Here is a 20892-nt window from a genome sequence, read left to right on the forward strand (position 1 = left end):
GGTTGAGGTCATAGCTGCCGCCTGAACCTAGGTTGTCATTATTTCTTTTGCTCAGGTTAACGGGGTTTTGAAACTCATCGAGCTGATCTATGGAAAGAAATTCATTCCTGTCATTGTCCCTGACGTTAAATCCTCCGGAAAGGCTCACTACACTTTTATCTGTAATGAAATAATCCATTCCTGCCTTTACATTGTGTCCCTTATCCAGGGATTCACCATCCGTATTCTGATTGGCGTAGATCGTATTTACGATGGGCTGTTTATAGAAGATGTTGCTGAATCCACCGCCGTTGCGGTTGCCGTAGCGGTAGCTGTAATTTCCATAGAGGTTGACCTTGTTGTTCTGAAAGCTCAGATTGGTGCTCGCATTGTAATTGCTGCGGTTGCCGGCAGTCAGTGCAACCGACCCGTTCAGGCCTAGTTTCTTGTTTTTCTTTAGTACAATGTTGATGATGCCGGATTGTCCTTCAGCATCGTATTTGGCTGAAGGATTGGTGATGAGCTCCACGCTTTCGATGGAACTGGCAGGAATAGACTGCAGGATCTGGGCAATGTTTCCACCCGCAATCAGAGAAGGCTTGCCGTCTATCAGTACACTCACACCGGCTGATCCCCTCAGGCTTATGTTGCCGTCTATGTCCGACTGGACAGACGGAACATTCTGAAGCAGGTCCGATGCAGAGCCGCCTTCGCTAACTAAACTTTGGTCTACTGAAAATATTTTTTTATCAATGCCCATCTGCATGGTGCTTTTTTGACCCGTCACTTTAACTTCGTTCAGTACGGTGCCTTTTGAAACTTTCATTTTTATGGTACCGAAGTCAACCGGGGCATCTGCAACAGAGACCGAATCTCTAACCATGGTCTGGTAGCCTACATAACTTACTTTAAATGTGAAGACTCCTTTTGGCAGGCCAGTGATCTGTAAATTTCCGTTTGCATCTGTTTGTGCGCCCTTTACCACGGCTTTCGTCCTTCTGTTGATCACAATTGCTGTCGCAAAGGGAATGGTCTCACCGTTTTGGGCATCAACTACTTTTGCGCTGATTTTGCCGGTTCCCGGAGTCTGGGCCTTAAGAACAGTCGTGTCTGCACAAAAAGTAAGTATTAAAAGCAGCAGCAGGCACGGGTATTTCATCATTTCGATTCCTTTTTTTATCATTTCTGTATTAAAGGGACAAAGAAACGTGCAGTAAGTTTAAAAAAGCAGGAGTAACTATTTTATTACAGCAATTTTGCTAGTCTACAGAGACTGTGAGCCCTTCCTGCTGTAAAATTTTACGGTAAATTTCCATTTCAGTAAAAGAACCTTCCAGTACAGCGCATTTTCCTTTGTTGTGTACTTCCCATGCGATCTTCTCTGCCTGAGGCTCCGAATAGTCCAGATACTTCATCATGCAATAGATGACGTGGTCAAAAGTATTTACATCATCGTTCCAGAGAATCAGGCGGTGAACGGTTTTCAGTGAGGTAAGAATCTCTTCTAATGTAAATGTTTCTTCTTTTGTTTCTGTAGACATCTTACAAAAATAAGCTAATTTCAAATAATGTTGCAGTTAAAGTTATTTTTGACTAAAATTTGTACTTAATTCCCAAATATAATGCAGCGTTCAAAAATTGCAGGCATAGGTTACTATGTGCCTAAAAATGTTTATACCAATAAGGACCTTTCCCGTTTTATGGATACAAATGACGAGTGGATCCAGGAACGCACGGGAATTAAAGAGCGCAGATTTGCCGACAGACTCGAAGAAACCACTACTACGATGGGTGTCGAGGCTGCAAAAATAGCAATTGACAGAGCGGGAATTACAGCCGGGGATATAGATTTCATCATTTTTGCAACGCTTAGTCCGGACTATTATTTCCCCGGCTGCGGCGTACTCCTGCAGCGGGAAATGAAAATGAAAGAGATCGGGGCCCTGGATATTCGTAACCAATGTTCAGGCTTTGTTTATGCCCTTTCCGTTGCAGACCAGTTTATTAAAACGGGGATGTATAAGAACATCCTGGTGGTTGGCAGTGAAAAGCATTCTTTTGCAATGGACTTTGAGACCCGCAGCCGCAATGTGTCTGTCATATTTGGAGATGGGGCAGGGGCAGTAGTTTTGCAGCCCACGCAAAAAGATAATCAGGGCATACTGAGCACTCATCTGCACAGTGATGGTGCCGAAGCGGAGATCCTGGCCATGTTCTATCCGGGGGCGCATGCCAACAAATGGCTCAAAGACAAGCCGGCTTTTCCGGATCAGGAGCTTGGCGGATTGTTTCTGACCACTGAGCAGCTCGAGAGCGGCGCTGCCCAGCCATACATGGACGGGCCCGCAGTATTTAAAAAGGCCGTGGTGAAATTTCCGGAGGTGATCAGGGAAGCGCTATCGGCGAACAACCTGTCTGAAAAGGACATTGATCTGCTGGTGCCGCACCAGGCCAACCTGAGGATCAGCCAGTATGTTCAGCAATTGCTGGGCCTGAGTGATGAACAGGTATTCAACAACATTCAAAAATATGGCAATACAACGGCCGCCTCTGTTCCGATAGCCTTGTGTGAGGCCTGGGAGTCCGGTAAAATTAAAGATGGGGATCTGGTATGCCTGGCTGCATTTGGATCGGGATTTACCTGGGCAAGCGCGCTCATCAGGTGGTAAGAGCCTAGCTCCCCTTAGCCGATCGGGTCATCTGCTCAAAAGCGTCCCACATTTCATTTGGGATTGCTTCCAGTCCATTGAACTGACCTGCCCCCTGCAGCCACTCGCCGCCGTCGATGGTAATGACTTCGCCGTTGATATATCCCGCAAAATCACTGATCAGAAAAGCTGCCAGGTTGGCCAGCTCCTGGTGGTCTCCAACACGCTTTAAGGGTACCCGGTTCTTAAAATCAAATTTCTCCGCAAGATCGCCGGGCAATAACCTTTCCCAGGCACCCTTTGTAGGGAATGGCCCGGGTGCAATGGCGTTTGTGCGGATACCGTACTTGCCCCACTCCACGGCCAGTGATCTGGTCATGGCGAGTACGCCGCCTTTTGCACAGGCAGAAGGTACAACATAGGCTGAACCGGTAAAGGCATAAGTCGTTACTATATTGAGCACACTGGCACTTTGCTTTTCTTTGATCCAATGTTTTCCAAACGCAAGTGTACAATTGACAGAACCTTTGAGAACAATGTCAATAATCGTGGAAAAGGCATTTGCGGACAGCCGTTCGGTTGGAGATATAAAATTGCCTGCGGCGTTGTTCAACAGGCTATCGACCCCTCCAAAGATTTTAATGGTTTCTGCCAGCACATGCTCCACCTGTTCATATTCCCGTACGTCACAGGATACCGCAAGCACCTTGCCGCCCGTTTCCTTTTCCATCTCTAAAGCTGTTTTTTTCAACACTTCGGCTTTCCTGCTGGTGATGACAAGATTGGCGCCCAATTTAAGAAAGTAAGTACCCATAGCCTTACCCAGACCCGTTCCTCCGCCGGTGATTACTATGGTTTTTCCTTTTAAAGCATCATCTCTTAACATGGGCTGATTGAACATGGCTTATTTCTTTTGAAGGTTCTCAATAATTGTTTTCAGGATACTGCGCGTAGCGGGAGACCACCACTGTTTCAGCATGACGGCGAGTTCTTCGCTTTGATCAGCACTTGTCGCGGCAATCAGGTCTTTTCTGATGTTCAGCTTGCTGTGACTCCAGGTCTTTTGCTCCATGCCCATATATTTTCTGATCTTTCTTTCTGCTGCGGTCAGTATACTTGCCGGATTGGCCAGCTCATCTATCAGGCCTGCTTCAAGAGCCTGCTCCGGGCTAAACAGCTTTCCTTCGAGCAGATTGCGCGATGCGCCGGCCTGGCCGAGCCAGAATGAATAGAGGCTGAAAATGCTGTTCGGTACAATGATCCCAACCGGAACTTCATTTAGCCCTATGATGTATTTCCCCTCTGCCATAATGCGGTAGTCGCATGCAAGGGCAATGACACATCCGCCTGCGGGACTATGACCATTTATCGCCGCTACCAATGGTTTTTTAAATGAGGTGATCGTCGCGGTAAAGCCAAGGAATAAATGCCAGAATGATTCTGCTTCTGCCTCAGAATAGCTGTACAATTCGATCAGGTCAAGCCCCGCCGAAAAAAAATGGTCTTTTCCTGTGATGACCGCTCCTCCAATATTTGGATCTGTTGAAATGTTCCTAAGCAAATCTTCCAGTTCAGTGATCATCTCCCGGTTTAAGGCATTTGACTTCCCTCTGTCGAGGGTAATAATGGCAAGGCGGTCTTTTATGGTGACTTTTATGGTGTTCATTTCTTTTTATTTTACTTCATAAGTATACACTGCGCGGCCCAGGTTTCCATCCAGGTCTGCACCTTCTACCACAACCCTGTAGGTGCCGGGCTGATCCGCATTGTAATAACTAACCGTTCCTTTCCCGTCTTTGGTCGCAACATGCGGTGCCCAGTAAATGGTCGTCCTCAGATCGGGAGTATTGGTAGCCACCTCGTATTTAGGAGAGTAAAATTGTCTTGAGGTATAAAATCCTTTTGGCGAGAAGGTGATGATCCCGGGGGTAAAAGAAGACAGCCCTGCAGTGCCGCCACCTCTTTTAGTAGTAATAACCAGCACACCGCCACCGCCCCGCATTCCGTAGATTGCCGTGTTTCCGACGGATTTCAGGACCTCAATGGTTTCAATATCAAATGGCGTAATGTTATCCAGGAAATCAGGTTCTACCATCATCCCATCAATCACGATCTGCATTGGTGTATTGCCATTTCTCAGCAGGTATGCCTTTCCGTCCCTGATCATCAGTCCGGCTACTCTGCCCTGCAGGCACATCGATAAAGTAGTGCAATTCTGGAGCTGCTCAGCTGTGATCACCGCATCTGCATTTCCCCCGCCGTTGAGATTGGAAGAATTCTTGGCAGGATTCTTTTTTTCAACGATGTTCACCTCTTTGAGTGTAATGCTGCGCTCCAGTAAGCCTCTCCTGGTCAGCTCTTCAAAAAAGTTATCGCTCTGCTTTAAATAAGATGACAGGGCTTCGTTTATGTTGACTTCTACGTCTCCGCTGTTTTTATTTTTGGTAACAACCTGCCCCGCCACCAAATCCATCTTTATATCAACGGACTTCTTGTTCCTGGCGTTCCTTGCCTGTACAATAAATTTGGTGCTGTCATTAAAAACAATGTTGTCAAAACTGAACCTGCCCTGTGCGTCAGATACCGTGTCGGTGGCAAAAAATCCACCCGATGAGGAGAACAAGCTCACTTTACTGTTTGGAGATGGTTTGCCTCCATAGGTGGTTACCGTACCGCTGATCTTTAATGTTTTTTCAGCCTCAAACCTGATGTTTGGCGGAAGGCCACTGATTATATTTTTCCATAAAATCCTTCTCCATCCCTGTGTGAGCATCAGGTTGTCCAGATCCTGCTGGGTTTGTGTGTCATTCTTCAGAAAATAATAATTGGGCTTTTCCACGTAGCCCATAATGTCAGAAGTCAGCAGCAGGCTGGTAAATATGTTACTTTCGTTTTCCTCGTCAGGAACGACACTCGCCGTGTTGGTCACAGCAATTGAAAAAGTGCCTTCAAGAGGTTTGTTGTTGATGGCAGCTTCCAGGTTCAGGTCTACTTTTTCCCTTTTGGTGTAGCTCTGTTTGGTAGTGGCTGCCTTCAGGTCGATTTTGTTGGTGCTGTTATTGATAAAGATCAGTCGCTCACAAAGGGGCATATTCGCAGCCGAAAAAACAGTGAACTGTATGATGCCGGTAGGGAGCTCTTTTTTTGGAATAGAGGTAGTAATGATTTGTTTGCCGGGTGCGGCCCTGGACACGAAATAGACGTTGCTATTGTTTTGGGCCACGATTTTCAGTTCTCCTGAACCGACCAGATCGGGGCTTAAAAGAATTTTGGCAACAACATTTTCGTCGGTTTGGGTAACAGCCAGTAAATATCCGCTGGCAGAGACCTTTGGCAGATTAAAGGTACCTTCAGATCCGTCTTTAAATTTAATTTTTGCAGAATAAGTTTTCCCTGGCTGCGGATTTAAAAAAAGACTGCCCATACCAAGATGCTTCGTGCTAAATTTATAGACCTCCAGGCCGGTATTGTCTACGATCACGCCTTCAATATCTTCTCCCAGTCCTGAGGCATTCACCGCTTTAACCGCCACCTTGCAGGGCAGATTTTCCACTAAGTTTCCGCTTTCAGGGAAGAACTGGACGTCCACAGCATTTGAGGTTGCTTTAATTGGAATTTGCTTGATCACTTTTTTCTTATCAGGCAGGTTCAGCGTAGCGACGATCTTTCCTGATTTATACAGAGAAGGCTGAGTGTTTAGAAAATTAATATTGACTGCACCCTGATCGTTTGTCACTGCTTTGGCTTTAGTGATGCTTCTGAAATTCAGTACCACTTCATAGGTTACCTCGCTATTGGCGAAGGCCTTACCATTTTTATCTGTGAATCTGACTACAGCATTCACTTTTTCCGAGGCGTTTTGTTTGCTGAAGGTATAGTTCGTGCTGGTAAATACGTTGTTTGCCCAGGAGTTTCCGATTTTTATGGTCTTGTCAAAAAAGAAATCAGGGCCGGCATTTCTCATCCACTGCGTATATGCCCTGATCCTGTAATTGCCTTCAGTCAGGGAATCCGGGAGTTTAAAATCACCCCAGGTGACCCCGGAAACAAGCGGAAGTTTGAGCTGTTTTTTTACAGAATCTTTTTCATTGATCAGTTCTACGTACAAGGCGCTGCTGATGGCCGACAGCTTTGAGGTCTGGGTGTTGATCACATAGGCTTTAAACCAGATGTCATCACCAATTGCATAATAAGGTTTGTCCAGGTGAAGGTGGACTTTCTCCTGCGGGTACTTTTCATTATACACCTCCAGCTTTTTAAGGAGGGCGTTAAACGGATCGTCGTCAGCCTTATATGCGAAAACCGCAATCAGCAACGTAAACAATAACAAAGGGAAAATTAGCCTAAATTTCATAATGGGTGGAGCACTAATGAATAAAGCTACAATATACTAAAACTTATTCTTCCACATCATGCTTTCCACAGGTTTTGTGGTTTTGTTGTTGTATTTGGCGTTGTTTTTAACATTATACATCGTTGTGATTTCGCCTTCAACCATGAAATAAATGAGCTGACCTATGGGCATGCCTGCATAGATCCTTACTGGTTGGGCACAGGAGATTTCAAGTGTCCAGGTATTGCAGAAACCTACATCTCCTTTGCCGGCTGTGGCATGGATGTCAATTCCCAGACGACCGGTACTGGATTTGCCTTCCAGAAAAGGAATGTGTGCGTGGGTTTCGGTATATTCCAGGGTTACACCCAGGTATAATGTGCCGGGCTGCAATACAAAGCCATCTTTGGGGATTTCAAAATGATCGATCTTATTGTGGGCTTTAGCATCCAGTACCCGGTCTTTGTAGGTAGCCAGATATTTTCCCAGGTGAACATCATAAGAGTTGGTGCCGAGGCATTCAGCATCAAATGGTTCAATAATGATTGTGCCCTTGTCTATCTCTTCTAAAATTCGTTTGTCGGAAAGTATCATTTTTCAATGGTAAGTATTGTTACATAAGGGTCACGAAGCCTGCTAAATGTTCACATTAATGTTGATAAATGTTTAGTTTTGCAGGTTATAAGTATTTGGACGAAATTATGATTAATTTAAGATACTTTTGCATAGTATTCTAAAATAGAGATGCCCGTAATTTTTAATAAAGATATTGACGATGATACCATGCTTGCGGTATGGAAAATCGAAGAGACTGAAGAGCAACTGATGTCAGGATTGCAGCTGAAACAACACGAGCTTGACATTATCTCTACATTAAACAATGGAAAACGCCTGCTGCACTGGCTAAGCACAAGGGTTCTGCTCAGAACTATGCTCAATACCTCTGAATACATTGACTGCAGAATGGACGAACACGGCAAGCCCTACCTGCCAAACCTGGGCTATCACATCTCATTAAGTCATTCGTACGATTATGCGGCAGTCATCATTGGCAGGACAAAACCCGTTGGCGTAGATATCGAGCTGATCAAGCATAAGATCAAGAGTATCAGACATAAGTTTCTTTCTGATTCTGAGCTGGCACAAAAGCAGATCGGCGATAATATAGAAGGGCTTTATGTGTGCTGGTGTGCCAAGGAGGCCATTTACAAATGGAATGGAAGAAAGGGCCTGGAATTTAAACAGGACATCCACATCAGGCCATTCAAATTGAAAGGAAAGGGATCGCTCAATGCCCTGGTTGACCTTCCTGAAGGGACAAAGGAACTCACTGTGGATTATTTCAAAACCGGTGATGATTATATGCTGGGCTACGTCGTGGCTTAATCTATAAACCTAATTTTACCATAAATGAACAAGAGTGTTGAATTTATAGATTGGGGTCTTACTGATTATCAGGAGGCCTGGACACAACAGGAACGTCTTTTTGATCAGACAGTGGGGGTTAAAACGGCAAACAGAACAAATGGTGCCGACAAACAAACGCCAAATTACCTCGTGTTTTGCGAGCACCCCCACGTGTATACTCTAGGCAAAAGTGGTCATCCGGAAAACCTGCTGCTGGATGAACAGGGATTGAAAGATAAACAGGCTACCTATTACAAGATCAACCGCGGCGGAGACATTACTTATCATGGTCCCGGCCAGATCGTGGGTTATCCGATACTGGACCTGGATAATTTTTTTACAGATATCCATCTTTACCTGAGAACGCTTGAGGAAGCCATTATCCTGACGCTTGATGAGTATGGGATCAGGGCCGGCAGGTATCCGGGTTATACCGGTGTTTGGCTGGATGCGGATAACGAGAAGGCCCGGAAGATCTCCGCAATGGGCGTGAGGTGCAGCAGGTGGGTCACCATGCACGGATTCGCATTTAACGTAAACGCCGATCTGGATTACTTTAAAAACATAGTTCCTTGTGGTATTGATGATAAAGATGTCACCTCCATGCAGCGGGAACTCGGATATGCGCTGAATATGGACGAAGTTAAAGGCAAATTGAAAGTGCATATCGCTTCGCTGTTTAACATGGAGCTCTTCTAGGCAATCCACATTGCGCTCAATCTCGTATCTGCAGTCATGAAAGTATTCACAGTATTTCTGGGTTTATGCTTATTATTGGCCTGCAAAAAAGGAGCAATTTCAATGGACAATGAAAAACTTCCAGCTGATACCATTAAGAAGCCTATGGACACTACCGCAAAGCCTGTTGATCCAAATCGGGGAAAGCAGCTCAACTACCTTGCTCTTGGAGATTCCTACACCATTGGTGAGTCTGTAGAGCGTGCACAAATTTTCCCGGCACAGCTGGTTAAGGAGCTCGAAAAAGCCGCCCTCATCATCAATCCGCCTACCATTATTGCCAGAACAGGCTGGACTACCAGCGAACTGCAAACGGCGATTAAGGAATCAGGCGTGATCCAAAAATTCAATTTCGTGACCCTGCTCATCGGTGTGAACAATCAGTATCGTGGTGAATCAAAAGATAAGTACCGCAAGGAATTTAAAGAGCTGCTCCAGACTGCGATCAACTATGTGGATGGCAACAAAGCTCATGTTTTTGTATTATCCATTCCAGATTGGGGAGTAACGCCTTTTGCGCAAACAAGTGGGCGTGACCTTGTTACCATTTCCGCGGAAATCGATGCTTTTAATGCGGTGAACAAACAGGAAACCCTGGCTTTGGGTATTAGTTATATTGACATTACCCCGGTTTCGCGAAATGCGGCGACAGACAATAGCCTTGTTGCTTCCGATGGTTTGCACCCTTCCGGAAAAATGTATAAAGACTGGGCAGCAAATGCAGCTGCAGCGGTGATAAAGGCGTTTAAGTAAAAGCCAAAAACACTTCAAATGTTGTTGTATTAGGCTGAATAACAGGCGGATAAATATGTCTTGTAATTTTGATATCTGGCAATAAATATTAACTTTACTTAGAAATTAATCTCCTAAAACTATGGATTACAACTCAGAAAATGCTGTAGCTGCTGGCTTTGGTGCCGGTATGCTGATTTTTTGTCTTGCAGTAGCTGTTATCACCTACGCAGGATTATGGAAAATGTTTGTCAAGGCCGGGAAGCCCGGCTGGGCAGCGATAATTCCCATTTACAATTCAATTGTCATGATCGAAATCGTTGGGAAACCAGTAATCTGGATACTTTGGCTGCTGATCCCCTGTGTCAATATTGTATTTGGCATTTGGCTGCTCAATCTGCTGAGCAAAAGTTTTGGCAAATCTGAAGGATATACTGTTGGAATGATCGTTCTCCCTATGGTTTTCTTCCCATTACTGGGATTTGGAGATGCGAAGTATGTAGGGCCTTCTGCCGCCGAAGCTCAAAACAAACAAGACTTTTTTAACAGCCCTCCAACTACCCCCAACGCTTAGTTGCTGACGTCTAAAATATATATACTATCCGTCTGGTCCTCTTTTTCAGATCAGGCGGATAATTTTTTACTGCCCTGTCCTTTCAAATATTTAACAGGAACAGATTGTCCGGGCTGTGGTTTCCAGCGTTCTGTAATTGCGCTGGCACATGGCGATCTGAAAGAAAGCCTTAATTTTTACCCTCCGGCCATTCCATTGCTGGTCACTTTAGCCATTGTTTTAATCGCAAAACTGAGACGCGGAGACTTAAGCGATAGCGTCATTAGGATACTTTACCTGATTACAGGATCAGCTGTGGCCATCAATTATCTATTCAAAATTATTACCCATTATTTACCTGTCTGGCTGCATGGCTTTCATTTGCAGTGAGGTAATTGTAATCCTTAACCACAGTTTGCAGGAAATTAAGTCCGTTCATACCCTGAGGCACATTGACAGAAAGTACTGAAGCGATCTTGGCAGCCGTCGCTTCAATCAGTTGAAAATTGTGGGTTTGATAAAATGTAGTCAGCACCTCATGGATGAGTTCAATATTCCGGTCGTTCAGCTGATGTACATTTGTAAATACCGGGGCATAATTTTGTTCTGCCGGCTGATGAAAAGCGATATGTTCACGCCCCGTTTTCGGGGCCGTCCTGATCAGAATGGTACCGGCCACGATATCACCGATGCGTTGTTTCTTGTCAGTGACGGCGACACAGATGAGGCCGCCCATTTGCATCGACAGCGTAAAATCTAGCAGCCTGAACAGCCAGCGGATAAAGTATTGTCCGATACTGGCCTGTCCGCCATCCAGGCTGATCACTTTAATCTTCATGAGCTTTTTGCCAATGCTCTGGCCGTTCATAAATATTTCAAACAGCAGGTCATAGAAAACATAACTGGCAATCACCGCTATGACAATCACAGTTAAGATGATCGTATAGGGGCCATTCGACAGCCCAATCGTAAAACCAGTGATTCCAAAAACGATCATGATTAAAATATACAGTATAACAAAAATAGCAAGGTCTATCAACCTCGCAGCAATTCTTTCGCCTAAACCTGCTACAGGATAGTCAATCGTTACATGCTGACTGGTATTTACTTGAATGGTATCCATAGTATCAAACATAGTAAAATACTAATATTCATTTTAATTATCCGGATAAAATGTTTTTCGCTATTTTAACAAAAAATTGATGCCCTGTTGTAGACATGAGAGAAGCGCTGTTTGTAAAGCAAAATGCCGAAAAGTGGAAGGCTTATGAAAAGCTGCAAACTACCAATCCGGACGAACTGGCCGATCGTTTTGTTGACATCACCAACGACCTGGCTTATGCAAAGACCTTTTATCCCAAATCAAAAACCACAGCATACTTAAACGGCATTGCCTCACTTTTACACCAGTCCATTTACAAGAACAAAAAAGAAGACAGCAGCCGGTTCATCACCTTCTGGAAATTTGAACTTCCGTTGCTCTTTTATAAATATCGCCGGCAATTGCTGTACGCATTTTTATTCTTTCTGACCTTCTCCCTGATAGGGGCCCTTTCCGCAAAACACGACGATACTTTCGTGCGTTTGATCCTGGGCGACAGCTATGTAAATATGACCAATGAAAATATAGCCAAAGGAGACCCTTTTGGAGTATATAAGCAGCAGAATGAATTTGAAATGTTTTTTATGATCGCCGCAAATAACATCTATGTTTCACTGATCACCTTTGTCAGTGGTATATTCTTCTCCATCGGGCCGGTATTCATGATGTTAAAAAATGGGGTTATGCTCGGTTCATTTGAGTATTACTTTTTCAGCAAGGGACTTGGATTACAATCTATATTGGTCATTTGGATCCATGGCACTTTGGAGATTTCTGCAATTGTCATTGCAGGAGCAGCCGGCCTGGTGCTGGGACACGGGTTGTTGTTTCCCAAAACCTATAGCCGTGTCCAGGCTTTTAAATCAAGCGCTAAGGACGGGACTAAAATTGCTGTGGGAATCGTACCGATCCTTTTAGTTGCCGCATTTTTTGAAGGCTTCATTACACGCCATACAGAGATGCCGGTCATCTTAAGCACATGTATACTCGGCGCATCACTCTTGTTTATCATCTGGTACGTGATCCTGTACCCCCTGATTTTAATTAAACGCAATCAAAAACTAAACCCAAATGCAAGACAAACTTGAATTTAAAAAGACCAGAGAGTTCGGTGACATCATCGGTGATACTTTTCTTTTTATCAGACAAAATTTCAAACCTTTTTTAAAAGTATACCTGTACCTCTGCGGATTTTTTATTCTAGCAGGCCTGTTGTCGGGCATTGTACATTTGCTGACTGTCAAAACGGATTTTTCCGGTGTAAATTCAGCGAGACCGCTTGAGAATCTGTTTTCCATGAGTTACCTGATGGTGATCGTTTTTACCTTTGCTACTTATACAGCCATCAGTGTTTCCACGCTCAGCTATATCTCACTATACATAGAAAAGGGCAATGTTGCGCCAGCTGTTGAAGAGGTATGGTCATATTTTAAATATTTCTTTCTTCGTGTTTTTGGCAGCAGCATTCTTATAAGCCTGATGATGATGATCTGCTTTATTTGCTGCTTTATCCCCGGCATCTATGTTTTTCCCGCCTTTTCTCTTTTTTATTCCGTGATGGTCTTTGAAAACGGCAGTTTCGGTTATTCATTCAGCAGGTCGTTCAAACTGGCCAACAGCCATTGGTGGCCCACTGCCGGTGCGATCCTGATCCTATGGATCATTACTTACGCAACCATGCTTGTGCCATCTGTACCGGCAATGATCATTGGAATGGCGAGTGCCTTTACCAAGACTCCGGGAGCTGTGAGTATTACCTTTTTGATCGTATCAACTTTGATCCAGTACCTTTGCCAGGTATTTTTAGTACTGCCGGTTATCGGGGTTTCACTTTGCTATTTCAATTTGGCAGAACGCATGGAAAATGGAGGGTTATTAAATCGTATAGAACAACTGGGGACACAAAAAGATCAGTTTTCTGCTCCCGAAGAGTATTAGTATGCGTAAGATCCTGTTCCTTTTTCTGTTGCTTTGTGTAAGCACATCTTGTTTTTCATTTGGGACTGCGCAGGTTCCGGTGAAAAAAGGAACAGTATCAAAAAAACTGGTTGTAAAAAATGACAGCACGAAGCTTACTCCCAGGAAATTTGACCAGCAAAAGATCAGGAGTTACCGCCTGAGTAAGGAATTCATTTACGACAATACTGCCCCGGAAAATGAAAGTCTGTGGTCAAAATTCTGGAAATGGTTTTGGGAGTTGTTTGAAAGAGTTGCCGGGAATAAACACGCAAACAGCTTTATTGGATATACTGCACTTATTGTGCTGGCCTCGCTGATTGTTTTTGGGGTCATGAAGCTGCTGGGCCTTGACCTTAAAATATTGTCCGGCAAATCAAAGCAAGTTGAGGTGCCCTACCATGAATCTTCGGATAATATCCATGAGATCGATTTCATGGCAGAGATCGATAAAGCCATCAGCGGCGGCAACTACAGGCTGGCTGTCCGTTTGTTTTATTTACGCGCTTTGAAGCAGCTGAGTGACAGTGGCCAGATCAGCTGGCAGCCCGAAAAGACCAATCAGACCTATGTTTCCGAGATCCGGGACCTTCAAAAAAGGAGTCTGTTTGAAACACTTACTACCCAATTTGAATACATATGGTATGGCGAATTTTATATAGATCAGGAAAACTTCAACCAGGTCAGATCAGGCTTTGATCAGTTTAATCCTAATAAACCATGAAAGGATTAAGATTATATCTCATCGGAAGTACCGTGATCCTTGCCTTTTACCTGGTGGCACAGTACTACAAGCCAAAACCTACCGACTGGACAGCTTCTTACCTGAAGGAGGACAAGATCCCATTTGGGTTGTATGTATTAAACCAGGAGATTGGGGCGCTCTTTCCAGCTGCGGTCATAAAGACCTCAAGACAGCCTTTATACAACACCTTAAAAGGTCAAAGCCACTTAAATGCCAATTACCTGATCATCTCCGGCAGTGTCAAAATGGATAATCTGGATTACAGGGAATTGATAAAATACCTGCATAGAGGTAATAATGCTTTCATTGCCAGCTTCGATGTGGGCAAGCTTCTTAAAGACAGGCTAAGACTCCGCACCAGAGCTGTGTTTGACCTGAGGGCGCAGAGGAGTCCCGCGATCAACTTTGTCAATCCGACATTCAAAGCAGATAAACCATATATTTTCGATAAAGGGTTGGGAAACCAGTATTTTAGTGAATTCGATACAACCAGAGTTACAGTACTGGGCAGAAACTCCAGGGGCGATGCCAACTTTATCAAATACTCCTTTGGTAAAGGAGCCCTGTATATTTTACCAAACCCGCAGCTGCTGAGCAACTATAACCTGATAAAGCCTTCGGGAGCCGACTATGCAGCAAAGGCACTGTCCTTCCTGCCTCCCGCCAAACTGCTGATCTGGGATGAGTACAACACCCGGGGCAACATAGCGGACGCAGCGATTCTAAGGGTCATCTTCAAACATGATCAGCTGCGCTGGGCGTATTATATCGCACTGATCTCCCTGCTGCTGTTTGTGTTTTTTGAGGTTAAACGCAGACAACGGGTCATTCCGGTCATAGCCCCGCTCTTAAACTCATCGGTTGACTTTGTAAAGGTCGTGGGAAAAGTTTACTACCAGCAACGTGACAATAGGGACATAGCCAACAAAAAGGTCAGCTATCTTTTGGAATTTATCAGGGCAGACTATCGCCTGAAGACCGGAAGCCTTGATGAAGAATTCATTAACGATGTAGTCCATAAATCAGGGGCCGCAGAGGAAACGGTGCAGCAATTAATCACGCTGATCAAAAACATCAGCAATGGCTACAAGGTGAGCGATGCCCAGCTGATCAGCCTTAACAAACAAATCGAGCAATTTTACAAACAAGTCCAATAAATTATGGAAGAAGAAATATATCATCAGCGTACTGATCTTACTGAGCTCAGCCGGGCGGTTGAGCAGATCAGGGAAACACTTGGCAAGATCATTGTCGGGCAAAAGGATACGATAGATTTTTTGATCGCGGGACTTCTGGCAGATGGACACATCCTGCTGGAAGGTGTGCCGGGCGTGGCAAAGACATTGAGTGCAAAGCTGGTTGCAAAAAGCATTGACGCCTCCTTTTCACGCATCCAGTTCACACCAGACCTGATGCCTTCTGACGTGCTTGGTACATCCGTATTTGATCCGAGGTCTGCGTCATTTGATTTTAGAAAGGGGCCTGTCTTTGGTCACATCATTCTTGTCGACGAAATCAATCGTGCACCTGCTAAAACGCAGTCCGCATTATTCGAAGTCATGGAAGAAAGACAGATCACGGTTGACGGTCACACCTATCTTATGGATGAACCTTTTATGGTGCTGGCTACTCAAAACCCGATAGAGCAGGAAGGTACCTACAGGCTGCCGGAGGCACAGCTGGATCGTTTTCTCTTCAAAATTGAGGTAAAATACCCGAGCCTTGAAGAAGAGACGCTGATCCTGCTGAACCAGCATCAGCACAAGCTGGATAATGCGCTAAGGGAAGTTGAGCCCGTTTTGAGCATCGCGCAGGTTAAATCCTGCCGGGCCATTATTAAAGGACTTCATGTAGAGCCCAAGCTCCTGGAATATGTAGCCAGGATTACTCATGAAACCAGGAACAATAAATCACTTTATCTGGGTGCTTCACCGCGGGCTTCGCTGGCCATGATCAACAGCGCAAAAGCGATTGCAGCAATGAACGGCCGTGATTTTGTAACCCCTGATGACATCATTAGCGTAGCAGCCCCGGTTCTTGCTCACAGGATTATGCTTAGTCCTGATAAAGAAATGGAGGGGCTTACTCCGGGAGACATCGTCGCGCAGATTATTCAAAAAATAGAAATACCAAGGTAGCTTTGAAGAATCTCCTGAACAAATACTATGTAAATCTTTTCCCTGATAAAAGACTTTTTGCAGGCCTTGCATTTTGCGCGGCCCTGTTCCTGTTTTCTTTTTTTCTGTCCTGGCTTGGAGACTTGCCTTATGTTTGTTTTTTTGTGCTTGTTGCTTTGGTGGTGATCGATTTTATATTGCTTTTCAGCGCCAGAAAAAATGTTTTTCTGAGAAGAGATCTCCCTGAAAGATTAAGCAATGGCGATGACAATGAACTCAGTATTTATGTAGAGAATTTTTATGCATTTCCCATCCACATCGGGATCATTGATGAAATTCCTTTTCAGTTTCAAAAACGGGATCTGTGGTTTAGCAGTCAGCTGAGATCAGGAGCACATAAGACCATACGCTATGCACTTCGTCCCACAAAAAGAGGAGAATATCTTTTTGGAAGCGTGCTTTTATATGTGAAATCGCCCTTGCAGCTGATCAGCCGGAGATTCAAATTTGGCGGAGAGACTGTGGTGGCGGTGTACCCTTCATTTCTGCAATTGCGTAAGTACGAACTGATGGCCATTTCCAACCGGCTAACCGAAATGGGGATCAAAAAGATCAGAAGAATTGGACATAGCATGGAATTTGACCAGGTAAAGAACTATGTGCCCGGAAACGATTACCGTACAGTGAACTGGAAGGCCAGCGCAAGAAAAGGTGATTTGATGGTCAATTCCTACACGGACGAAAAGGCACAGCATGTTTACTGCGTTATCGACAAATCAAGAGCAATGAAAATGCCTTTTGAAGGAATGAGCCTGCTGGATTATGCCATAAATGCGAGTCTTGTCCTTTCCAGCGTAGCACTGCTTAAAGAAGATAAAGCAGGCCTGATCACCATTGCAGAGCAGATCGGAAGCATTGTTCCTGCAGACCGGCGTCCTGTGCAGCTGGGTAAGATCATGGGCGTATTGTATAAGGAAAAGACGAGGTATCTGGAAACCAATATGGAAGCTTTGTATACCGGCATTCGCGGCGTGATGAAACAGCGCAGCCTGGTCATACTGTTCAGCAATTTTGAAAGCATCTCTGCCTTAAACAGACAACTGCCCTTCCTAAAGCGGATTGCAAAATATCACCTGCTGCTGGTGGTGTTTTTTGAAAATACAGAGCTCAGGGCACTTGCAGAAAAACCGGCCAGGGACGTAGAGGGGATATATATTAAAACCATTGCTGAAAAGTTTGCCCATGAAAAGAAGCTTATGGTCCGGGAGCTGGCAAAACACGGCATCCTGAGCATCCTTACCCCGCCAGACAAACTAACGATAAATGTAGTCAACAGGTACCTGGCCATTAAGGCCCAGCAAAAGATTTAGCACTCTGGCAGACTTATTGGAATATTAGTTGCCAGGCCTCCATCTGAAGTCTCTTTGTATTTAGAATTCATATCCAGAGCTGTTTCCCACATGGTATTGACCACCGCGTCCAAACTTACTTTAGCCTTATCAGGATTGCTTTGCAGTGCAAGCTGGCTGGCAGTGATGGCTTTGATCGCACCCATTGTATTGCGCTCAATGCAGGGGATCTGGACAAGCCCGCCTATCGGATCACAGGTAAGTCCCAGGTGATGTTCCATGGCAATTTCTGCAGCCATCAAAACCTGTCTTTGTGAGCCGCCCATGCATTCTGTCAGCGCCGCTGCAGCCATTGCTGATGATACCCCGATCTCTGCCTGGCAACCGCCCATTGCTGCGGAAATGGTAGCGCCCTTCTTAAATATACTGCCGATCTCAGAGGCACAGGCGATAAACTGAATGATCTTTTCCTCAGTAAAGCCGTCGCAAAAAGCGATGTAATATTGAAGCACAGCAGGAATCACACCTGCAGCACCATTGGTTGGTGCCGTTACTACCCTGCCAAATGAAGCATTTTCTTCGTTAACAGCCAGCGCAAAGCAACTTACCCAATCCAAAGTATAGTTGAACCCGTTTCCGCCTTTCCTGATCGCCGTTATCCAGCTTTCATAATCGGTATATATGTGATTGCCTATCAGTCTTTTGTTTAGTGCTGCCGCCCTTCTCCCCACATTCAGTCCGCCTGGCAGAAAACCCGAAGTATGGCAGCCCCGGTAAGTGCAGTCCTTCATCACCGTAAAGTGCTGCACAATTCCTTTCCTGGTTTCCGCTTCGGTACGCCAGGCCAGCTCATTTTCCATCACTATTTCAGATACTTTGAGCCCGGTGGTCAGGCACCAATGCAGGAGCTCGCTTGCTTTTTCAACCGGAAATGGCAGTTCTACCTGGTCTTTTTCATTGCCGGCATCCCCTTCTTTTACCACAAAGCCACCGCCTATTGAATAATAAGTTTCGGAAAATGCTTTTCCTGAATCCAGGAAGGCCTGGAAGGTAACCGCATTGGGATGAAAAGGCAGGCTTTCAAAAAACTGGAAGATCAGGTCTTCATCATAATCGAATGAGATCATCTTTTCGCCATTCAAAACCAGTAAATGATCTTTCTTAATGTCCGCAATAGTGGTGTCGATCGCATTTACGTCAAAGGTTACCGGGTCTCCGCCGTTCAGGCCCAGCAAAATAGCGATATCGGTACCGTGCCCTTTGCCGGTCTTTGCCAGGGACCCGTAAAGCAGGATTTTTATCTGCACAACCTGCTCCAGCAAACCCTGTTTTTTTAGTGAAGCCGTGAATTGCTGTGCGGCGCGCCAAGGCCCCAGTGTATGTGAACTGGATGGGCCTATTCCTATCTTGAAGATATCAAAAACCGATATTTGTTCTCTTTGCATCATACAAAGCTAAACATAAAATGGGAAGGCGTCACCTTGATCAGTAGAAATCGTAACACCTCAGGCCATTGAACTTATTGTAGCCTGAGCTGCCCGGAAAATATTTTTCAAAGCTGACGCTGCCTTCGGTAGTGCCGCTGGTATTGGTATAGTTTATTTTTGAGGTAGTGGCATCATGACTTATCCCAAGACGGAGCTTTTCACCGTTTCTGCTGCCGGTAAAGATGTCGAACATGAAGGAAACGACGACCGCATCAGGAGACCCCTTTCCGCTGCTGCGATACCAGAGCCCAGTATTTATACTTCTGTATTTGAACTGTATTCCAGCACTCAGCGAGCTCGCCTGCGCTTGCTTGTAATAGACGACTGAAGGAATCAGGTAAGCACCATCGGCCGCATTATAGCTGTTCGCCGGAGTCAGCGGGACGCGAAAGCTGGCATTGCCCGTGATGGCCATCGGCAATTTTGCCTGTGCGCCGGTAAATGATTCATCTGGTTTATTGATGTGATGTATGGCTGTCCCGATCATAAAATTACGATAAACGATATTTATCCCCCCGCCGGCATCAAAATAAAATTTGCTGGATACATCCGGTATTTGCGCGGAAGAAATACTGCCCGGGATATAGCCCAGCCGCATATCGATCTGGTCTGAAAATACCAGCTTGTCCCAGTCGATCCTGCGGTTGGTAAAGCCCGCCTGAATGCCAAAAGATGCCACCAGCTCATCGCCGCCTACACTATAAGAATAGGTTGCCGCCATATTGTTCTTGGTCAGATATGCTGTACCTTCGCTGCTGCGGGTAAAGAGCAGGCCTACACCACCTCCAAATTTGGGGATGTTCAGGTCTGCCGACGCACTGATGTAAGAAAGGTCACCGCTCAACCCCGACCATTGGTTTCTGTAGATCAGGTTCATCCGGATATCGCCGTCAAACTGTCCGGTCAGGGCAGGGTTGAGGTATACCGGGGCGTTAAAGAACTGGGAATAAATATGGTCCTGTGCATAGCTGCTCATCCCGAAGAGCAGCATGAGCAAAACACCAGTATGATTTTTTTTGATGCGCATGAGATTCTTATCTGATTAAATGTATTGCACCAGTACGTTTGGCAGCAGCATTGTTATAGGTCATGCCTTTCCATTCGCTGCCGTTGATGAGCTGTACGTCGATCTTCCAGAAATAGACGCCTTGCGGCATGGCCACACCTTTGAACCTCCCGTCCCAGCCCTCCACAGGTTTACCTTCATCGTCAAGTTTTGTCGTCTCCCACATCAGCTCGCCCCACTTGTCAAAAATGCTGAATTTCCAGGATTTCAAGCCCGATCCTTTCGCCCGGAATTGCTGGAACTCGATACGTTCACTGCCCGGAATGAAAGAATTGGGAACGTACAAATATCCCGGAGTACCGGTAATGCGTGCAATTTTCGACACAATTGTAGGGCATCCAGTTTGATTGCTCACAGTCAGCGTAACGGTATAAGCGCCAACATCGGCATAAGTATGGGTGGGATTCTGCTCCTCTGAAGTGAAGTCATCTCCAAAATCCCAGTGCCATTTATCCGGCTTCCGGTTACTGGCATCCAAAAACTTAAACGTATAATTCGGAATACTGGTCTCCAGGGCCGGAAGTGCGGTAAAATCGGCCTGAGCTGGCTGGAAGATGTGGATGTAATTGGGCATGCGCAAGGAATCCGGACAACCAAGTCTGTTTTTCACAATCAGCGTGACCGTATAATCTGGTTTGTCACCTTTGAAGCTGTATACCGGATCTTGATTGTCTGACCCT

At 45.3% G+C, this 20892-nt stretch carries 22 protein-coding genes; 12 read left to right on the forward strand and 10 right to left on the reverse strand.

Annotation, left to right across the window (positions count from 1 at the left end; genetic code table 11):
* Window positions 1-1141: TonB-dependent receptor (locus VK541_RS11790; RefSeq protein ID WP_324370268.1), on the reverse strand; the 1141-nt coding region annotated here is incomplete at its 3' end.
* A gap of 97 nt (window positions 1142-1238) precedes the next feature.
* Window positions 1239-1520: an ATP-dependent Clp protease adaptor ClpS gene (locus tag VK541_RS11795; protein ID WP_285059596.1), complete on the reverse strand. Its 282-nt coding sequence runs from the start codon at window positions 1518-1520 to the stop codon at window positions 1239-1241.
* 81 nt (window positions 1521-1601) lie between these two features.
* On the opposite strand from VK541_RS11795, the gene VK541_RS11800 reads away from it, so the two are divergent.
* Complete coding sequence (locus VK541_RS11800) at window positions 1602-2648, forward strand: beta-ketoacyl-ACP synthase III (RefSeq protein WP_324370271.1); 1047 nt, start codon at window positions 1602-1604, stop codon at window positions 2646-2648.
* A gap of 4 nt (window positions 2649-2652) precedes the next feature.
* Here the strand turns inward: VK541_RS11800 and VK541_RS11805 are convergent, their stop codons facing one another.
* The 4 genes from VK541_RS11805 to dcd are packed head-to-tail and all read right to left on the reverse strand — an operon-like array spanning window position 2653 to window position 7554.
* Window positions 2653-3528, reverse strand: a complete 876-nt coding sequence (locus VK541_RS11805; RefSeq protein WP_324370273.1) for an SDR family oxidoreductase — start codon at window positions 3526-3528, stop codon at window positions 2653-2655.
* A gap of 3 nt (window positions 3529-3531) precedes the next feature.
* Entirely contained in the window at window positions 3532-4293 is a 762-nt protein-coding gene (locus VK541_RS11810; protein ID WP_324370275.1) for an enoyl-CoA hydratase/isomerase family protein, read from the reverse strand.
* A 6-nt stretch (window positions 4294-4299) separates the two neighbouring features.
* Window positions 4300-6981 carry a carboxypeptidase-like regulatory domain-containing protein gene (locus VK541_RS11815; RefSeq protein ID WP_324370277.1) on the reverse strand — a complete coding sequence of 894 codons (2682 nt, stop codon included), beginning with the start codon at window positions 6979-6981 and terminating at the stop codon, window positions 4300-4302.
* A 36-nt stretch (window positions 6982-7017) separates the two neighbouring features.
* Entirely contained in the window at window positions 7018-7554 is a 537-nt protein-coding gene (gene dcd / locus VK541_RS11820; RefSeq protein WP_324370279.1) for a dCTP deaminase, read from the reverse strand.
* A 150-nt stretch (window positions 7555-7704) separates the two neighbouring features.
* On the opposite strand from dcd, the gene VK541_RS11825 reads away from it, so the two are divergent.
* From VK541_RS11825 to VK541_RS11845, 5 genes are all read left to right on the forward strand, one after another.
* A complete protein-coding gene (locus tag VK541_RS11825; protein ID WP_324370281.1) occupies window positions 7705-8346 on the forward strand; it encodes a 4'-phosphopantetheinyl transferase family protein in 642 nt (213 codons plus the stop codon).
* Between the two features lie 24 nt (window positions 8347-8370).
* On the forward strand, window positions 8371-9066 hold the full coding sequence (gene lipB, locus VK541_RS11830; protein WP_324370283.1) for a lipoyl(octanoyl) transferase LipB: 696 nt from the start codon (window positions 8371-8373) through the stop codon (window positions 9064-9066).
* A gap of 36 nt (window positions 9067-9102) precedes the next feature.
* Window positions 9103-9858 (forward strand): SGNH/GDSL hydrolase family protein, encoded by a 756-nt coding sequence (locus VK541_RS11835; RefSeq protein WP_324370285.1) that lies wholly within the window; start codon window positions 9103-9105, stop codon window positions 9856-9858.
* A 121-nt stretch (window positions 9859-9979) separates the two neighbouring features.
* Window positions 9980-10411 carry a DUF5684 domain-containing protein gene (locus VK541_RS11840; protein ID WP_324370286.1) on the forward strand — a complete coding sequence of 144 codons (432 nt, stop codon included), beginning with the start codon at window positions 9980-9982 and terminating at the stop codon, window positions 10409-10411.
* Window positions 10412-10780 (forward strand): DUF2752 domain-containing protein, encoded by a 369-nt coding sequence (locus VK541_RS11845; RefSeq protein WP_324370288.1) that lies wholly within the window; start codon window positions 10412-10414, stop codon window positions 10778-10780. It abuts the gene before it with no gap.
* Here VK541_RS11845 and VK541_RS11850 read toward each other — a convergent pair.
* Window positions 10734-11513 (reverse strand): RDD family protein, encoded by a 780-nt coding sequence (locus tag VK541_RS11850; RefSeq protein WP_324370290.1) that lies wholly within the window; start codon window positions 11511-11513, stop codon window positions 10734-10736. The genes VK541_RS11845 and VK541_RS11850 overlap by 47 nt on opposite strands.
* A gap of 95 nt (window positions 11514-11608) precedes the next feature.
* On the opposite strand from VK541_RS11850, the gene VK541_RS11855 reads away from it, so the two are divergent.
* The 6 genes from VK541_RS11855 to VK541_RS11880 are packed head-to-tail and all read left to right on the forward strand — an operon-like array spanning window position 11609 to window position 17680.
* Entirely contained in the window at window positions 11609-12580 is a 972-nt protein-coding gene (locus tag VK541_RS11855) for a stage II sporulation protein M (RefSeq protein WP_324370292.1), read from the forward strand.
* On the forward strand, window positions 12564-13430 hold the full coding sequence (locus VK541_RS11860; RefSeq protein ID WP_324370294.1) for a hypothetical protein: 867 nt from the start codon (window positions 12564-12566) through the stop codon (window positions 13428-13430). The genes VK541_RS11855 and VK541_RS11860 overlap by 17 nt, the downstream gene beginning before the upstream one ends.
* A gap of 1 nt (window position 13431) precedes the next feature.
* On the forward strand, window positions 13432-14172 hold the full coding sequence (locus VK541_RS11865; RefSeq protein WP_324370296.1) for a DUF4129 domain-containing protein: 741 nt from the start codon (window positions 13432-13434) through the stop codon (window positions 14170-14172).
* Entirely contained in the window at window positions 14169-15350 is a 1182-nt protein-coding gene (locus VK541_RS11870; protein ID WP_324370298.1) for a DUF4350 domain-containing protein, read from the forward strand. The genes VK541_RS11865 and VK541_RS11870 overlap by 4 nt, the downstream gene beginning before the upstream one ends.
* A gap of 3 nt (window positions 15351-15353) precedes the next feature.
* Window positions 15354-16331, forward strand: a complete 978-nt coding sequence (locus VK541_RS11875; RefSeq protein WP_324370300.1) for a MoxR family ATPase — start codon at window positions 15354-15356, stop codon at window positions 16329-16331.
* A gap of 2 nt (window positions 16332-16333) precedes the next feature.
* Window positions 16334-17680 carry a DUF58 domain-containing protein gene (locus tag VK541_RS11880; RefSeq protein WP_324370302.1) on the forward strand — a complete coding sequence of 449 codons (1347 nt, stop codon included), beginning with the start codon at window positions 16334-16336 and terminating at the stop codon, window positions 17678-17680.
* On the opposite strand, the gene VK541_RS11885 is transcribed toward VK541_RS11880, so the two are convergent.
* The 3 genes from VK541_RS11885 to VK541_RS11895 form a co-directional block, all read right to left on the reverse strand.
* The gene (locus VK541_RS11885) at window positions 17677-19104 is read right to left on the reverse strand and encodes an L-serine ammonia-lyase (RefSeq protein ID WP_324370308.1); all 1428 of its coding nucleotides are present in this window, start codon (window positions 19102-19104) and stop codon (window positions 17677-17679) included. The genes VK541_RS11880 and VK541_RS11885 overlap by 4 nt on opposite strands.
* A gap of 40 nt (window positions 19105-19144) precedes the next feature.
* Entirely contained in the window at window positions 19145-20173 is a 1029-nt protein-coding gene (locus tag VK541_RS11890; RefSeq protein ID WP_324370304.1) for a PorP/SprF family type IX secretion system membrane protein, read from the reverse strand.
* A 7-nt stretch (window positions 20174-20180) separates the two neighbouring features.
* On the reverse strand, window positions 20181-20892 hold a 712-nt coding region (locus tag VK541_RS11895; RefSeq protein WP_324370306.1), incomplete at its 5' end, for a PKD domain-containing protein.

The sequence above is a fragment of the Pedobacter sp. genome (assembly GCF_035317785.1).
In the GTDB taxonomy this organism is placed as follows: Bacteria; Bacteroidota; Bacteroidia; order Sphingobacteriales; family Sphingobacteriaceae; genus Pedobacter.